General features: G+C 64.8%; 14 protein-coding genes and 1 pseudogene. 3 read left to right on the top strand and 12 right to left on the bottom strand.

Features of this window, described 5'->3' with window-relative positions:
• Window positions 1–34: 34 nt before the first annotated feature.
• The 7 genes from NP3_RS24360 to NP3_RS24330 all read right to left on the bottom strand — a co-directional run bounded on the left by NP3_RS24360 (window position 35) and on the right by NP3_RS24330 (window position 7,429).
• Complete coding sequence (locus tag NP3_RS24360) at window positions 35–949, bottom strand: D-alanyl-D-alanine carboxypeptidase family protein (RefSeq protein WP_063043928.1); 915 nt, start codon at window positions 947–949, stop codon at window positions 35–37.
• A gap of 207 nt (window positions 950–1,156) precedes the next feature.
• The gene (locus NP3_RS24355; protein WP_063043927.1) at window positions 1,157–2,086 is read right to left on the bottom strand and encodes a carbohydrate kinase family protein; all 930 of its coding nucleotides are present in this window, start codon (window positions 2,084–2,086) and stop codon (window positions 1,157–1,159) included.
• A gap of 26 nt (window positions 2,087–2,112) precedes the next feature.
• On the bottom strand, window positions 2,113–3,225 hold the full coding sequence (locus NP3_RS24350; protein ID WP_063043926.1) for an ABC transporter ATP-binding protein: 1,113 nt from the start codon (window positions 3,223–3,225) through the stop codon (window positions 2,113–2,115).
• A gap of 10 nt (window positions 3,226–3,235) precedes the next feature.
• On the bottom strand, window positions 3,236–4,030 hold the full coding sequence (locus NP3_RS24345) for a carbohydrate ABC transporter permease (protein WP_245721089.1): 795 nt from the start codon (window positions 4,028–4,030) through the stop codon (window positions 3,236–3,238).
• 74 nt (window positions 4,031–4,104) lie between these two features.
• Window positions 4,105–5,073, bottom strand: coding sequence for a carbohydrate ABC transporter permease (locus NP3_RS24340; RefSeq protein WP_063043924.1), 969 nt, complete (start codon window positions 5,071–5,073; stop codon window positions 4,105–4,107).
• Between the two features lie 2 nt (window positions 5,074–5,075).
• Complete coding sequence (locus NP3_RS24335) at window positions 5,076–6,428, bottom strand: ABC transporter substrate-binding protein (RefSeq protein ID WP_063043923.1); 1,353 nt, start codon at window positions 6,426–6,428, stop codon at window positions 5,076–5,078.
• On the bottom strand, window positions 6,425–7,429 hold the full coding sequence (locus NP3_RS24330) for a sugar-binding transcriptional regulator (protein WP_063043922.1): 1,005 nt from the start codon (window positions 7,427–7,429) through the stop codon (window positions 6,425–6,427). Before NP3_RS24330 ends, NP3_RS24335 begins: the two co-directional genes overlap by 4 nt.
• A gap of 87 nt (window positions 7,430–7,516) precedes the next feature.
• On the opposite strand from NP3_RS24330, the gene NP3_RS24325 reads away from it, so the two are divergent.
• Window positions 7,517–9,025 carry a mannitol dehydrogenase family protein gene (locus tag NP3_RS24325; RefSeq protein WP_063043921.1) on the top strand — a complete coding sequence of 503 codons (1,509 nt, stop codon included), beginning with the start codon at window positions 7,517–7,519 and terminating at the stop codon, window positions 9,023–9,025.
• 4 nt (window positions 9,026–9,029) lie between these two features.
• Entirely contained in the window at window positions 9,030–10,043 is a 1,014-nt protein-coding gene (locus tag NP3_RS24320; RefSeq protein WP_084508901.1) for an NAD(P)-dependent alcohol dehydrogenase, read from the top strand.
• Window positions 10,044–10,123: 80 nt separating this feature from the next.
• On the opposite strand, the gene NP3_RS24315 is transcribed toward NP3_RS24320, so the two are convergent.
• From NP3_RS24315 to NP3_RS24300, 4 genes are all read right to left on the bottom strand, one after another.
• Window positions 10,124–10,972, bottom strand: coding sequence for an SGNH/GDSL hydrolase family protein (locus NP3_RS24315; protein WP_063043919.1), 849 nt, complete (start codon window positions 10,970–10,972; stop codon window positions 10,124–10,126).
• A gap of 2 nt (window positions 10,973–10,974) precedes the next feature.
• Window positions 10,975–12,810, bottom strand: coding sequence for an acyl-CoA dehydrogenase (locus tag NP3_RS24310; RefSeq protein WP_063043918.1), 1,836 nt, complete (start codon window positions 12,808–12,810; stop codon window positions 10,975–10,977).
• 171 nt (window positions 12,811–12,981) lie between these two features.
• The gene (locus NP3_RS24305) at window positions 12,982–14,232 is read right to left on the bottom strand and encodes a TetR/AcrR family transcriptional regulator (protein ID WP_169814572.1); all 1,251 of its coding nucleotides are present in this window, start codon (window positions 14,230–14,232) and stop codon (window positions 12,982–12,984) included.
• A 295-nt stretch (window positions 14,233–14,527) separates the two neighbouring features.
• Window positions 14,528–14,956: an ester cyclase gene (locus NP3_RS24300; RefSeq protein WP_063043916.1), complete on the bottom strand. Its 429-nt coding sequence runs from the start codon at window positions 14,954–14,956 to the stop codon at window positions 14,528–14,530.
• Window positions 14,957–15,147: 191 nt separating this feature from the next.
• Between NP3_RS24300 and NP3_RS49250 the strand changes: the two genes are divergently transcribed.
• Window positions 15,148–15,447 carry a hypothetical protein gene (locus NP3_RS49250; protein WP_063043915.1) on the top strand — a complete coding sequence of 100 codons (300 nt, stop codon included), beginning with the start codon at window positions 15,148–15,150 and terminating at the stop codon, window positions 15,445–15,447.
• Window positions 15,448–15,500: 53 nt separating this feature from the next.
• Here the strand turns inward: NP3_RS49250 and NP3_RS50620 are convergent.
• A pseudogene (locus NP3_RS50620) lies at window positions 15,501–15,695 on the bottom strand (three-helix bundle dimerization domain-containing protein); the annotation flags it as partial.
• Window positions 15,696–16,175 lie beyond the last annotated feature (480 nt).

Genomic DNA, 16,175 nt, shown 5'->3' with positions numbered 1-16,175 from the left:
ACCAGGATCGGCAGCCAGCCTGCCACATTCGGCGCTAACCGATCGGTAGCGCGGTCAGGATCGGGTCGTAGGCCCAGTTCAACATGCGCTCGGCATCGTTCTTCGCCACGACACCACTGCCAGGCGAACTGTGCAGGACCACACCGATCAACGGTATCCCCGCCCGCACCGACTCGAACAGCAGACAAGCACCCGCAGCATCGGTGGAACCGGTCTTGATGCCGATAGTGCCCGGATAGTCGCGCAGCAGCAGGTTCGTGCTCTGCCAGAGGTGATCGCGATTGTCCGGGCCCGCGGGCAGGTGATAGCTGCGCGCCCCGGCCACCTCACGAAACACCGGCAGGCTCATCGCACGCAGACCGAGGACCACCAAATCCGCAGGCGTGGAGTAGGTGGAGTCGTCAGCAGGGGCAGGCAGTCCGCTGGGGTCGGTGAATTGCGTACCCGCCAAGCCCATTCGACGCGCGGTGTCGTTCATTTTGGCGATGAAGCCTTCTTGGCCGGGCCCGTAGGCCTCGGCAAGGGTATAGGCGGCATCACAGCCTGACGGAAGCATCAACGCGTACAGCAGCTGTCGCGTGTCGAGCACCTCGCCGGGAACCAGGCCCGCGTTACTTCCTTCGTACCTGGTGCAGTAGGCGATGCTCTCTTGCGGCACGGTGGTGGTCCGGTCGAGGTCACCGGCAGTGATCACGACCAGTGCCGTCATCACCTTCGCGATGCTGGCGATCGGGACCGGTGTGTCCGGTTGCCGCGACCACAGCATCGTGCCAGTGATTCCGTCCGCCAGCGCCGCTCCCGTCGCCTGCACTCCATCCGGCTCGGAAGTCAGCCACGGCAACTGAATATGGGCGTCGCTCGCGGCGGGGGCGGCCGCGACACCATGACCGGCTACCCCAACCAACACCACAGCAACAACCGACCGCAACAATCGGGCAAATGTCCGCATTGCCACATTCTGCCGTCTGAACCAGTCGAACAGCGGGATTTCACCGACCGGACTACCTCGCGCCTTCACAGTCAGCACGCAACCGGCTAACTCCAGGCGCGCTGACCCCGGCGCTTCTCGCGTGCGACCGCTCGCCCGGCGGCATCGACATGCCGCACCACAGACGAACTCAGCACTACCTCGCCATCGGCGTCGGCAACGAGGACCTCACCCGAGATGCCGGTTCCCCGCCCACCGCCAACGCGGTGGGTCCGCACCTCGACTACCACAGGTCGCGGTGGCCACTGCGATCGCGAAATCCAGAACTTCGCCCAACCCGGACCGGGTAATCGCCGCCAACTGCTCGCGGCGGGCTCCACCCAGAAGCCCGGCCCCGCCGAGTGCGTTGAGAAGACCCGCTGTGAAGGCGTCGCCCGCGCCGACGGTGTCCACTACGGTGACCTGCGGGGCAACCCGCGTCGCCGCGAATTGGCGGGTGAGGGCGTACGCGCCATCGGCGCCGAGGGTAACCACCACGAGCGCAGGCCCCCTCGCGAGCCAATCCCGCGCCACGGTGCGCGGGTCCGCGTCCGGATATAGCCATCGCAGATCCTCCGCGCTGACCTTGACGATGTCGGCAAGGCCGACCTGGCGCTCGACCCTGGCACATTCGCCCTCGATTGATCCCAGTAGCGAAGGGCGAATGTTCGGGTCCAGCGATATCGTCACCGCACCGCTCTTTCGCTGGTTCCGCATCAGGTCTTCGACAATGTCAGCTCCGGGGTATAGCGCGGTGGCGATCGATCCGGTGTGCAGGCATAGGCAATCCGGCAGGATCCGCGGCGGTTCGGTGATATCCCAGGTGATCCGGAAGTCGTAGGTGGCGCCGCCGTCGTTGTCCAACGCAGCGAGGGCGAGGCTGGTTGCCGACGACTGGGCGGGCAAGCGTTGGACAACCACATCGTTTGCCCGCAAATACTTTCCGACGATGCGGCCGGGCAGGTCGTCCCCCAACTGGGTGGCCAAGGTGACCTGCGCTCCCAGACGTGCCAGTGCGACCGCGACGTTCGCCGGGCTGCCGCCAGGGCGAGATGCGAAGGCCTGCGCGCCCGACTCTGCGATGAGATCCAGCAGAGCTTCGCCGACCACTGTGATCACCGGTGTGGTCCTCCTGGTTCCGGGTATCAGGCCGCGATTCGCGTTCCGTTCTCGGGATGGAACAGATGCACTGCGGCGGGGTCGTTGACCTGGAGTGTTACCGTTTCGGCGAGTTCAGCCGGGGCGCGGCTCGCCGAGCGCGCGACGAAGGTGAACGGCTCGCCGTCGAGGCCGGTGATCGGCGCACCCGGCATGCGCGCGTACACATACGATTCACTGCCGAGTTCCTCGACGAGTTCCACGATGACCGTGAAACCTGTTCCGTCGCGGCGGAGTTCGAGCTGTTCGGGCCGGATGCCGATGATCACCTCGCCCAGGCCCGCCTCGGCGAGGCTGGTCATCTGCTCGCGCGGCAATTCCATTGTGGTGCCAGCGATGTCGACGCCACCGGAGGTGAGGGGCACCCGGAACAGGTTCATCGACGGTGATCCGATGAATCCGGCGACGAACGCGTTCGCGGGCCGGTCATAGAGCTCGGCGGGAGTGCTGAACTGCTGCAACCGGCCGTCGCGCAGTACCGCCACCCGGTCCCCCATGGTCATGGCCTCGACCTGGTCGTGGGTGACATAGACGGTGGTGGTGCCCAGCCGTCGCTGTAGCGCGGCGATCTGGGTGCGGGTCTGCACGCGCAATTTGGCGTCGAGGTTGCTCAGCGGCTCGTCCATGCAGAACACTCGCGGCTCACGCACGATCGCGCGCCCCATCGCCACCCTTTGCCGTTGTCCGCCAGACAGTTTCGCCGGTTTGCGGTCCAGATACGGGGTGAGACCGAGCAGTTCAGCCGCCTCGGCCACGCGACGTTTGCGCTCGGCCACCGGCACTTTCATCATCTTGAGCGCGAAACCCATATTCTCCCCGACGGTTTTGTTCGGGTACAGCGCGTAATTCTGGAACACCATGGCGATATCGCGATCCTTGGACGACACACCGACCATGTCCCGACCGTCGATGCGGATGGAGCCGCCATCGATCTCCTCGAGGCCCGCGAGCATACGCAATGCGGTGGATTTACCCGAGCCCGACGGCCCGACCAGGACGATGAACTCACCATCGGCGATATCGAGGTCGAGCGAGTCGACCGCGAGCGTCTCCGCGCCCGGATAGACACACGATGCGGAGTCGTAATGGATTGTGGCCATGAGTTCTTCCTTACTTGATAGCGCCGAAGGACAGGCCGCGCACCAGCTTGTTCTGTGCGAGCCAGCCTGCGAGGACAACGGGCAGGGCGCTGAGCACCGCGGCCGCGGACAGCCGCGCCCAGTACAGGCCCTCGCCGGTGATGAAGCCGACCAGGAACACCGGAATCGTCTGTGCCTGTACGGCGGTCAGGTTCACCGCGAAGAAGAATTCGTTCCAGGAGAAGATGACGCAGATCAGTGCGGTGGCGGCGATGCCGGGCGAGACCAGCGGCAGGATCACCTCGCGCACCGCGGTCCACAGACTCGCGCCGTCCATGCTCGCGGCCTCGAGCAGCTCGCCGGGCACCTCCAGGAAGAACGAGCGCATCATCCACACTGCGATCGGCAGATTCATCGCGGTATAAAGGATGACCAGCGCCCAAATATTGTCCAGCAGACCGATATTGCCGACGATCACATACAGCGGCACAATCGCCGCCACGATCGGCAGCATCTTGGTGCCGATGAAGAACATCAGCGCGTCGCGGGTGTTGCGCACCGGGCGCAGCGACAGCGCGAATGCCGCCGGAATTCCCAGGGCCAGAACGAGAATCGTCGACATCCCGGTGGCGAAGGTGGAGTTCAGCAGCGTGGTACCGATACCGCTGTCGAGGACCGCGGAGAACTGGTCCAGGGTCGGGGTGAACAACAGCTTCGGCGGATCGGTGTAGGCGTCGCCTTCTTGTTTGAACGCCGTCAGCACCATCCACAGCACGGGGAAGAACATTCCGATGCCGATCGCCCAGGCCAGCACACCCCACAGCATCCCGGACCGATCGCGCCGACGACCTATCGGAACCTGCTGTGCCGCAGTGGGTTTGTCGGCAAGCGCATGCGCGTTCATGCGGCTTCCTCTTTTCCGGTGAAGGACTTGAACAGCAGTCGCAGCGCGAATGTCGCGACAATGGTGGTGGCGATGACGGTGACGACCCCCATCGCCGCGGCCTGACCGATATCGAAACCGAGGAAAGCGCGCTGATAGATATAGAAAGGCAGATTGGAGCTGGCGATGCCCGGTCCACCCGAGGTCATCATGTACACCGCGTCGAAGGTGTTGACCAGGTAGATCGCCCCCAGCACGGCCCCCAGTTCGATGAACCGGCGCAGATGCGGGAGGGTGAGTTCACGGAAGACCTGCAGTGAGTTCGCGCCGTCGACGCGGGCAGCCTCGACGATATCGCGTGGCATCGATTGCAGCCCGGCCAGGATCAGGAGCATCATGAACGGCGTCCACTGCCATACCAGATCCGCCATCACCGCGGGCAGCGGATACTTGCTCACCCAGTCGATCTGGCCTGCGCCGAACGGTTTCAGCACGAAATTCACCAATCCGAACACCGGATCCAGCATGGTGGTCTTCCAGATCAGTGCCGCCGCGACGGGAGTCACCAGAAACGGCGTGATCAGCAGGGTGCGCACGATGCCGCGGCCGAAGAACGCGCGGTCGAGCAGCAGTGCCAGCAGCAGTCCGAGGATCACCGAGATGATGACGGTCCCGACGATCATGATGACGGTGTTGAGCGTCACCTGCCGGAACTGGCTGTCGCGGAAGACATCCGCGTAGTTCTGCAATCCGATGAAGTGGCGCGATCCCGGCCGGACCAGGTTCCACGACTGCGTCGAGTAGTACAGCGTGAAGACGAAAGGTACCTGGGTGACCACGACCATGAAGATCAGTGCGGGTAGCAGCGGACCGCGCCTGCGCCAGCCTTCGGCTCGTGCGAGCCGGTCGCGCCGCGCGAGGACCGGTCGTGGCGTGTCTTCTGCGGTCGACTCGGAAACCGCTGGCGCTGTTGTTGTTTCTGACATGACTACTGGTTTCCTCGATACGACCGGCCGACCGCGTCGGCATATTGCTGGGCTTGGTCGAGTGCGTCATGGACGCTGATCCGACCCGCGACGGCGGCGCTGATCTGCTGGCTCACTCTGGTTCCGAGGTCCTGGAACTCCGGGATGGCGAGGAACTGGATTCCGGTATAGGGCACCGGCGCCACGGTGGGATGTTCCGGATCGGCCCCCTGCATCGACGAGAGCGTCAACGGTCCGTATGCCTGCGACGCCGCGGCGTATTCGGGAATCTGATAGGTCGACATCCGGCTGCCCGGCGGCACATGTGACCAGCCGAGCTGCTCGCCGACCATTTTGATGTAGGGCTTACCGGTCATCCATGAGATGAATTTCCAGGCCGCATCGGGCTTTTCACTGGACTTGGGAATCCCCAGCGACCAGGTGTACAGCCAGCCCGAGTTCGGCTTCAGCATCACCGGCGCCGGCGCGTACCCGATCTTGCCGACCACCTTGCTGGATGCGGGGTCTTCCAGCACCGAGACCGCCGAGGTCGCGTCGTACCACATGGCGGTGTTGCCCTGGGAGAGCTGCGTGGCGCATTCGCTGAATCCGCTGGCGGCCGCACCGGGTTCACCATGTTCGCGCACCAGGTCGATGTAGAACTCGACGGCACGAACCACTTCGGGACTGTTGAGCTGGGCGTGCCAGTTCTCATCGAACCAGCGGCCACCGAAGGTGTTGATCACGGTATTCAACGGTGCGAGCGATTCACCCCAGCCGGGCTTGCCGCGCAGGCAGATACCGGAGCGACCACCGGCGGGATCGTCGAGTTTCGCGGCGGCCTGGGCGATTTGATCCCAGGTGGGCGCGGCGGGCATGGTCAGCCCCGCCTGTTCGAACAGATCCTTGCGGTACATCAGGAACGAGGATTCGCCGTAGAACGGCACGGAGTACATATCCCCCTGGTAGGACAGGGATTTCTGCAGGGACGGGATGAAATCTTGGGCGTCGTAGCCGGGCGTCTCGCGCTGGTAATTCGACAGATCTACCAGCCAGCCGTTCTTGGCCCACTGCGGTGTTTCGTAGTTGCTGATCATCACCACATCGAATTCACCACCGTGGGTGGCGACCGAGGCGGTGATCTTGGCGCGAGCCTGATTCTCCGACAGCGAGACGAATTTGAGTTCGATCCCGGGATTTTCGCGCTCGAACTCACCGGACAGGGCGATGGCGTCCTGCATCTGTGAGTTCGAAACCATCGCGATGGTGACGGTGTCTTCGCTGGAGGTGAACGATCCGGCGCCCGCGCAGCCGCCCACCCCCATCACGGCCGCGACAGCCAGTGCCGCTGTGGCCTTCGCATGGTGTCTGTTCATCGGCCAGAACTCTCCTTCTTTTCCAGCAGCCACTGCGCGCACTCGATATCGGTGACGAGAATGGTGGCCAGTCCGCCCAACAGCGCACCGAGGATGGCTTCGTGCTTGGACTCTCCGCCGGAAATCAGCAGCGAGGTCGGGCACGCCCGAATGGCGTCGAGTCCGACCGAAACCGTGCGTGCGGCAAGGGATCCCGCGACATCGCTGCCGTCGGCACGGAAGAATCGGCCGCCGATTTCGCCGACCGCGCCCAGTTCGCCCAGTTCGTCGAGGATCGCGGAGTCGAGATAGCTGCCCTCGAACAAAGTGGTAGCGGTGGAGACCGGTCCGACACCGAACATCATGACGTCGGCATCTCGTCCCAACGACATGGCGCGTCCGAGTAGCGAATCCTGTTCCAGCGCGGTCACGGTCGCCGGATCCGCGTAGAGCGGTGCGTGCAACCGAACGGGGGTGGCCTGCAGTTGAGTGGCGCAGCGGCCGAGGGTGTAGTCGACGCCGGTCTGATAATCACCCGAGGTCATCGAACCGTCCAACTGCACAACGGTCGCGCACCTTGCCGACTTCGTCCACAGTTCATGCGCGACCGCGATGGTGTCCGGGCCCCAGGTGAATCCAAGGGTGTCCGCAGGCCGTAGTCGGCGGTTCAGGACGCCGACCGCGGCGCGGCCGAACGGGAGCAGGCTCGCCTGGGATCGGTCGGGCACCTCACCGAGCACCACCGCTTCGGTGAGCCCGAACCTCGCCTCGAGTTCACTCTCGACATCGGCGTGCACGGCCGAGCGCAGCTCGTCCGGGACATTGATCTCGATGCGCACCAGCCCCTGCGCCCGGGCACGCGCGATGAGCCGCCCCGCGGTTGGACGGGAAACACCCAGCTTGACGGCGATTTCCGCCTGGGTGGCGCCGTCGAGGTGATAGAGCTGCGCAGCCCGCAATGCCAACCGGACATCGTCCGGATTGCCCGGTCGGGACGCTTCGGTAGCCACTGCGCTCCTCATCGATGCCTGATCATCTGCTCAACAGGTGAGCTATTGTTCAAGAGGCTACCATTGGAGTGTGACGTACACAACAGTCGAAGGGTCGTAATGAACGGAGCCACAAGGACGGCGTTACGTGCCGACAGGATCGACGAGCTCACCCCCGAAGTTTCGGTGCCGACCTATAACCGCACCCGGATCCGCACCGGCATAGTCCATTTCGGCGTCGGCGGGTTCCACCGCGCCCATCAGGCGATGTATATCGACCGGTTACTGGAGCAGGGCGGCGCGACCGACTGGGGTATTTGCGGAGTCGGAGTGCTGCCCGCCGATCGGCGGATGCGCGATGCGCTGGCCGCGCAGGATGGCCTGTACACCCTGTCGGTCATCGAGCCGGACGGTACCTGGCGGACCCGAGTGATCGGCTCGATCATCGAATACCTTTATGCGCCAGACGATCCGGAAGCGGTGCTGGAGAAGCTGGCCGATCCGGCAGTCCGGATCGTCTCACTCACCATCACCGAGGGCGGATACAACTTCTCCGCGACCACCGGCGAATTCGACACCGCCGATCCGGCGATTCGGGCCGATCTCGCGCCGGACGGTCTGCCCCGCACCGTATTCGGACTCGTGACCGAGGCGCTGGTGCGCCGCCGGGCGCGGGGCATCGCGCCCTTCACCGTCATGTCGTGCGACAACATCGAGGGCAACGGGCATATCGCGCAGGCCACCTTCAGCGCGTTCGCGCGGCTGCGTGATCGTGAACTCGGTGACTGGGTCGAGCGTGCGGTGCGCTTCCCCAACTCGATGGTCGACCGCATCACGCCGGTGACGCCCGCCGAGGCGTCCGCCGAGCTCTTGCGCCGCTATGGCCTGGAGGATCGGTGGCCGGTGGTGACCGAGCCGTACACCCAATGGGTGCTGGAGGATTCGTTCACCCTCGGCCGTCCCGACTTCGATGACGTCGGGGTGCAGCTCGTCGCCGACGTCGCACCGTATGAGCTGATGAAACTGCGCTTGCTCAACGCGAGCCACCAGGGGATCGCCTATCTGGGATATCTCAGCGGCTACCGTCTCGTGCACGAAGCGGCCCAGGATCCGGACTTCCGCCGATTCCTGTTGCGCTACATGGACCGTGAGGCAACGCCCACCCTGCGCCCGGTGCCCGGCGTCGACCTGGACCGCTACAAACACACCCTCATCGAACGGTTCTCCAACCCCGCGATCGGCGACACCATCGCCAGACTGTGCGCCGAATCGTCGGACCGCATCCCGAAATGGCTGCTGCCGGTCATCCGTCAGCAGCTCGACACCCGCGACGGATCCGGCGAGATCGACTGTGCCGCAACAATCGTCGCCGGTTGGGCGCGCTACGCCGAGGGCGTCGACGAGCACGGCGAGCCGATCGAGATCATCGACCGGCTCCGCGACCAGCTGACACCGCTGGCCCGCCGCCAGCGCGACGACCCCACCGCATTCCTCGGCGACAGAACAGTATTCGGCGATCTGATCGACCAGCCCCGATTCCTCGACGCCTACGTCACGGCACTGCGCGCACTGCATGCTCGTGGCGCCCAGGCGACGGTGGCCGAGTTGGCACGCGACGAAAGGCGGTGACACTATGCGCTCAGCGGTTCTGGAAGCCGTCGGAAAGATCGCGGTCGAAGAACGCGCCGTGCCCGAACCGGGTCCGGCCGAAGTGCTCATCAAGATCAGCGCGGTGGGCGTATGCGGCTCCGACGTGCACTACTTCGAGCACGGTCGGATCGGCAACCACGTTGTCGATCAACCGTTGGTGCTCGGCCACGAAGCCTGCGGTGTAGTGGTCGGATTCGGCACCGGTGCGCGACACCATCACCTCGGCCAACGAGTTTCGCTCGAACCCGGGATACCGGACTTCACCTGCCGCCGATGCCGGGCAGGCCGCTACAACCTGTGCTCGGACATGCGGTTCTTCGGCACACCTCCGATCGACGGCGCATTCTGCGAATACGTGGTGCTGCACCGGGAATTCGCCCATCCGGTACCGGATGCGCTGACCGACCAGGCGGCCGCCCTGCTCGAACCACTATCGGTCGGCGTATGGGCATGCCGCAAAGGACGGGTGAGTGCGGGCGATCGGGTGCTGGTCAACGGCGCGGGGCCGGTCGGACTCGTCACCGCTCAGGCCGCGCTGGCCTTCGGCGCATCCGAGGTCGTGATCACCGATGTGAACCCGCAGCGGCTGGCACTGGCCATCGAATTGGGCTGCACACAAGCGGTCGACGTCGGCGGTACCGCACTGCGCGACATCGGATTCGAACCGAGTGTCCTGCTGGAATGCTCCGGACATCCCCAGGCGATCAACGACGCGATACGCACCGTGGCCAGCGCCGGACGGGTGGTGCTGGTCGGCATGGGCGGCGACGATATTCCACTCCCCCTGCCCTACCTTCAGGAACACGAACTCGAGCTGACCGGAACGTTCCGCTATGCGAACACCTGGCCAACCGCGATCGACCTCGCCGCCACCGGACGAGTCGATCTCGACCGCCTGGTCACCGGCCACTTCGGCCTCGACCAGGTGGCCGCGGCATTGACCAGCGGCCGCCACGATCACAGCTCGATCAAACCTATTGTGCTACCGCGCAGATAACCTGCCACCAGATCGAGCACACGGGGGTCTCGCCGACGAACTCGATGACCGTCCCCGCAGATCCCTCGCCTAGCACACCTCTACAGAACGGATGGCTGCTCGACTGGAAGCCCTCGCACCGATTCGCTTGCCCCATGGCCCAATTCGCCGACGTCGACATAGGCCGGATATTTCGGTTCCATGCAGTCGCCGGAGGAGGTGCCGGTGATCCGACGGAGTACCCAGGGGGCGAGGAAATCCTTGGTCCAGCGGAGGTCGGCGGTGCGGCGTTCGCTGTCGGTGAGCGATTCGGCCGGGGGCAACGGGGGGAGTCGCAGTGTGTGTTCGAGTCCGAGCACACGGAGGACTTCGAATGCCATCCGTTCGTGGCCCGCGGGGCTGAGATGTAGGCGGTCCCAGGACCACAGGCGCGGGTCGGCGAAGTGGTCCATGCGCCAGAAGTCGACGAGTTCTACGCCGAGGTCGTCGGCGAATTCACGGATCAGCTCGTTGTAGATGGCCATACGGCCGCGCAACATGCGGTAGATCGGATTCCAGGTGCCGTCGAACGCGGTGAAAACCAGAACTCGTGCACCGTTGTCGCGCAGGGCCGCGACCATATCGGCGTAGCGGGCGACGATGGCGTCGAGATCCACCGACGGGCGCAGGATGTCGTTGCCGCCCGCGGAGATTGTGACCAGGTCCGGGCGCAGCGACAGCGCCCGCGGCAGTTGCTCGTCGACGACACCGTCCATAAGGCGTCCGCGGATGGCGAGGTTTGCGTACCCGATGTCCGCATCGATCCCGGCCAGGGCCGACGCCACACGGTCGGCCCAGCCGCGTACGCCGTTCGGGCGGGTGGGATCGTCGTCTCCGACCCCCTCGGTGAACGAATCCCCGAGCGCGACATACCGGTTGATCCGCGGGGTTCCTGCCGATGTGGCGCTCATGGTCAGAACGCCTCCTCGTCGACGCTCATCAGACTGGTGTCGAGCGCGTCGATGATCGCCCGTGAGGCGGTGAGTTCGGGCAGCACCTGCGTGGCGAAGAACCGTGCGGCCGCGATCTTTCCTTCGTAGAAGGCCTTGTCGGCGGCCGGTGCACCGGATTCGAGCGCGATGAGAGCGGTGTCGGCGCCGACGAGCAGTCGCCACCCGATCAGCAGATCTCCGACGGCCAGCAGGAACCGCACCGAGCCCAGGCCGATTGCGTACAGCTCACTCGGCTGCTGCCCGGCGGCGAGAAGATGGCCGGTCAGGACGGCAGCCATGGCCTGCACATCGTCCAGCGCGGTCGCGAGGAGCATCCGCTCACTTTTCAGCGGGCCGCCGGTCAGCTCCGAACCGATCGTGGCGCGGATCGCGTCGCCGATGTGCGCGAGCGCGACACCACGGTCGCGGGCAATCTTGCGGAAGAAGAAGTCCTGTGCCTGGATCGCGGTGGTGCCCTCGTACAGACTGTCGATCTTGGAGTCGCGGATGTACTGCTCGAGCGGGTAGTCCTGCAGGAACCCCGAGCCGCCCAAAGTCTGCAGCGAATCGGTCAGGCACTGGTACGCCCGCTCGGAACCGACGCCTTTGACGATCGGCAGCAGAAAGTCGTTGACCCGCACGGCCATTCCGGGGTCCGCACCGGAAACATGTTGTGCCACAACATCGTCCTGATGTGCTGCGGCGTAGAGGTATACGGCGCGCATGCCTTCGGCGTATGCCTTCTGCAACATCAGGCTGCGACGCACATCGGGGTGGTGGGTGATGACGACCTTGGGTGCCGTCTTGTCGGTCATCCGGGACAGGTCGACGCCCTGCACCCGAGTCTTGGCATATTCCAGGGCGTTCAGGTAGCCGGTCGACAGCGTGGCAATCGCCTTGGTGCCCACCATCATCCGGGCTTCCTCGATCACCTCGAACATCTGCGCGATGCCGTTGTGCACGTCGCCGACCAGGTATCCGACTGCGGGCTCGCCGCGGCCGCCGAATGTCACCTCACAGGTCGCCGACGCCTTCAAACCCATCTTGTGCTCCAGGCCGGTGACGAACACGCCGTTGCGCTTCCCCGGCTCGCCGGTTACGGGGTCGAACATGTATTTCGGCACCAGGAACAGCGACAAGCCCTTGGTACCGGGTGCCGCGCCCTCCGGCCGGGCGAGTACCTGATGCACGATGTTTTCGAAGAGGTCGTCGGAATCGGCCGAAGTGATGAACCTTTTGACGCCCTCGATGTGCCAGGTTCCATCAGGCTGCTGGATGGCCTTGGTGCGCCCGGCGCCGACGTCGGAACCGGCATCGGGTTCGGTGAGCACCATGGTGGCGCCCCAGTTGCGTTCCACCGCCAGCTTGGCCCAGTGCCGCTGCTGCTCGGTGCCTATCCCGTACACGATTTCGGCCATGGTCGGTCCGGACAGGTACATGTACGCGGACGGCTGTGCGCCCAAAATGAATTCGCTGATCGCCCACGCCAGCGCCTTCGGCGCCGGTACACCCCCGACGGCCTCGCGCTTCCCGACGCGGAACCATTCACCGGCCTGCCAGGCTCGCACCGACCGCTTGTACGACTCGGGCAGCGTCACCGCGTGGGTCTCCGGATCGAAAGTGGGTGGGTTACGGTCGGTTTCGGCGAAGGAGTCCGCCAGTGTGCCCTCGGCCTGCCGCGCCGCCTCGGCCAGCATCGTGCGTGCGGTGTCGGCGTCGAGATCGCCGAATGTCCCGTCCGCCAGTACGGCGTCCAGACCGAGCACCTCGAACAGGTTGAACTCCAGATCGCGCACGTTGCTCTTGTAGTGACCCACCGGCCGTCCCCTTCGGACATCGTGAAGCTGCACCGGGCGAATCGCCGCCCGTCCGGGGATACCTTTGCGCACCGGTCAGCGACTACGCAACCGTAAGTTACTCATGACTAAGGTGAATCTACTCATAGGTAAACTACTGTTCGTCATCAGTGCGTTGAAAGTTAACAGCGACTAAGCCGTCGTCGAATGACGATCGATGTCGGGCGCCGCGAAGACAACACGATCGCCGAGCTCGGCCAAGCACGTGACCAGATCGGGTCGCCAGGTCAGGCGCGGGTTGCGAACCGCGTCGATGATCATGCTGGTCATGGCCTGAATCTGCGCACGTGCCACATCCAGCGGGAGGTCCGGGCGGACCACCTGAAGCATCCGAGCCCAGCGGACGATGCCGTCGCGGTGCGCGCGCAGATACCGCCGCGCCTGTTCGGGTGGCAAATGTTCGGCCTCGCTGAAAGTCGTGCCGAGCACATCGGGTTCCGCGACCGCGAACTGCGCGAAATACCGCATCAAACGCTGCAGCGCGTCACGCGGGGAATCCGCCTCGGCCACCGCTCGCGAGGTGTAGAGCTTGATCCACTGATCGTTGCGGTGGACGATCTCGTTCAGCACGTCCGCTTTGCCGGAAAAATGGTGATACAGCGCGGGCCCACTCACGCCGACAGCCGCACCGATGTCCTCGATGCCCACCGCGGCGTATCCGTACGTGTTGAACAGTCGCGCCGCGGCCCGCACGATCCGTTCCGGGCGCACCACACGATCGAGCTCTTCGACCTCGGCACCGGCGGTCCGCGCGCCACGTCGCGCGACCGATCCGCGCGCCGTCGACGCCAACTCGGCCTCGACCACCCGCTGGATCAGTGTTTCGAGTAGCTCGGCAAAGACCGCCTCGCTCAACCGGATTCGATGGTACGACGGGCTGGTCGCGATCGAGAACACGCACCACGCCAAAAACTCCACCTCGGGCGGATTCAGGTCGGGACGCCGGGCAGCGACGGCTCGCCGCAGCGGCCCACTCAACCGCACGGCCCGCACCAGGACCGCGCTCCGGTCGGCGGCGGTCAAGCTGCGCACCTCCAACTGCCACAATCGTGGCAGTCCACGCAACTCCAAGCAGGCACTCACCATTTCCGCGAACACCGGATCACCCGCGTCGCCCAGCTCGGCGGCCGTCTCCACGCGCAGCAGCACCGCATCGAGCCCGGCCAGCAAGCACCTGCCGAGCAGATCCTGTTTACTCCTGAAATGCCGATAGAGCGCAGTCGAGGAAATCCCCACTTCGCCCGCTATGTCGGCCATCGACGTCCCGTGATACCCGTTGCGCACGAATGCCTCGGTCGCGACCTGCAGAATCGTCGCACGCCGATCCCGCGGCCGCCGACGCCCCGCGTCCGGCCGTCGACCCGAATGTCCACCTGTAGCCATCGTGAACAGTCTCGCGCATCGCTGGACATCCATTCGGAAGCCACCACCGCCCGCGGCGTCGTCGCGCGTAGGCGCCGCGCGCGGGTTCACCCTTCTCGCCAGGCTCGATCGTCAAGCTGTGATCACCACCCGTTGTGGCCCCAGAGCCGCAAGCATCGGATGCGGCGAAGATTCGCCACCGTCCGCGCCGACTTCATCGCGGACGCCCCACGGCGGGCATCGTCTGGGTGACAACACATCTGGCGTGGCTTGCGGTGGCTGCCTCGGGGGCATTCGCGTCATGGCACGGGACTGATCACGGCTCTCCCAAGGTCGGCAGCACCCCTAACTGCTGCAACAGCGCGAGCACATCCTTGTCGGACCATTTCTCGGCGATCTTTCCGTCCTGGATCCGGTGGATCGTGGTGCCGGTCATCGTCAATTCGTGTCCGGTTGCCGGAATCCCCGGTAGGTCTCCAACCTGGCGACCGTAGGCGGTGATCCGGGTAACGACGCGGTCGCCCTCCGCGATCTGATCCTCGATCTCGTGCCGCCCCGGGGTGGCGTCCCAGAACATACGAAACGCCTGCTTCAGGCCCTCCCGACCCGGACCTATGCCGGGAAAGGGGGGAGGCGAGTGGTCGAGGTAGTTTTCGGCGACCAGTTCGTCCATGGCCTCGATATTTCCCGCGTCGATCTCGTGATAGAACCGGCGGATCAGGGCCTTGTTGGCTTCTTGTGACACGATCGACCTCCTCCTCGGTTGCGGACGTGACAACGGTGGCGGTTCACTCGGCCGTCGCCTACTCGTGCTCACCACGGCACGTCAACAGTCGTATCAGCGGCTGCAGGGTCGGTGTCTCGTCCGAGTTCCTCATCGAAACCAGTATTGCGAGGGGGATAAGCCTAATCCGACCATGAATCGGCGTGTTGCCCATGTCGAGCACAGCGGAGCACGGGTGCGGTGTCGAATGCGGAGCAGCGGCGCGGACCCATACGGCCACCGACATCGCGCTCCTGGGGCGCACCACACGAGCCCGCATACCGCGTGAATCAGCCGACGAGCGGCCCGACGAGATCGACAACGGCAATCCGAGTGATTCGATCGACGTGACCGTCACGCTGCGACAGGTGGACCTCACCGCCCGATTCCCGAATTCCGCAGCAGTCGTAGTTCTTTCGCGGAAATCCGAGACCACGCAGCGGATCCCTCGAGCACCCGATCGCGGTAGCTGACGCCGGGGAAGACCGGGCAGGTGTCGCCGCAGCCCAGGGCGTTGAGGCGTTGAGGCGAAGCGTTCGGCCAGCAGCGGGAGGAAGTTGACGACTGTTGCGCGACCGGCGAATTGGTCGTAGGAGGAGTGCAGGAATCGTGCGCTGGTTTCGATTCCGAAGGCGCCATCGAACTCACGTTGCAGGCGGGTCCCCTGTTGAGCGCGAACGGTTCGGCAGAAAAGTCGAGCCCGGGCCAAGGTCCAGCTAATGTAACGTGTTGATGGACAACAGGCCTCAGTGATCCCGCTCGGTTGTCACCTATTCGTGCAGGAGTCCCTGTGTGGACGATCGGAGAAGTCTGGGACCGCGGCAGGTTCGTCGAGAGTTGCGAGGAGATCGTTGCCCGACACACTGATCCAGGAGTTGGCTATGACCGACCTAGTCGGAAGGACCGCTTCTCGTACCCGGGGCGTCCAGCGGCATCGGCCGGGCGATCACCCAGCGTCGTGCCGCCGACGGGGTGGTGGTACATGGCAACGGCTGTGACGTGGCGGTGAGGGAGACGGTCGTCGTGATAGAACAACCAGGAGTACAAGCCTTTTCGGCACGAGCCGACCCCACCACAGTCGACGGTGTGGACCGGTTTTTCAGCGACCTCGCCGACGGGCATCGGGGAAGGAGTGGGATCGCCGCTGTCTTGGTTGTGATCCGATCACCCGAAGTCTCCGGCCTCGAACCTGCCGAGAGAA

It is taken from the genome of Nocardia pseudovaccinii NBRC 100343, from assembly GCF_001613225.1.
Lineage (GTDB): Bacteria > Actinomycetota > Actinomycetes > Mycobacteriales > Mycobacteriaceae > Nocardia > Nocardia pseudovaccinii.
Note: the sequence above shows the minus strand (reverse complement) of the source record. Positions and strands in the feature narration are given on the sequence as shown.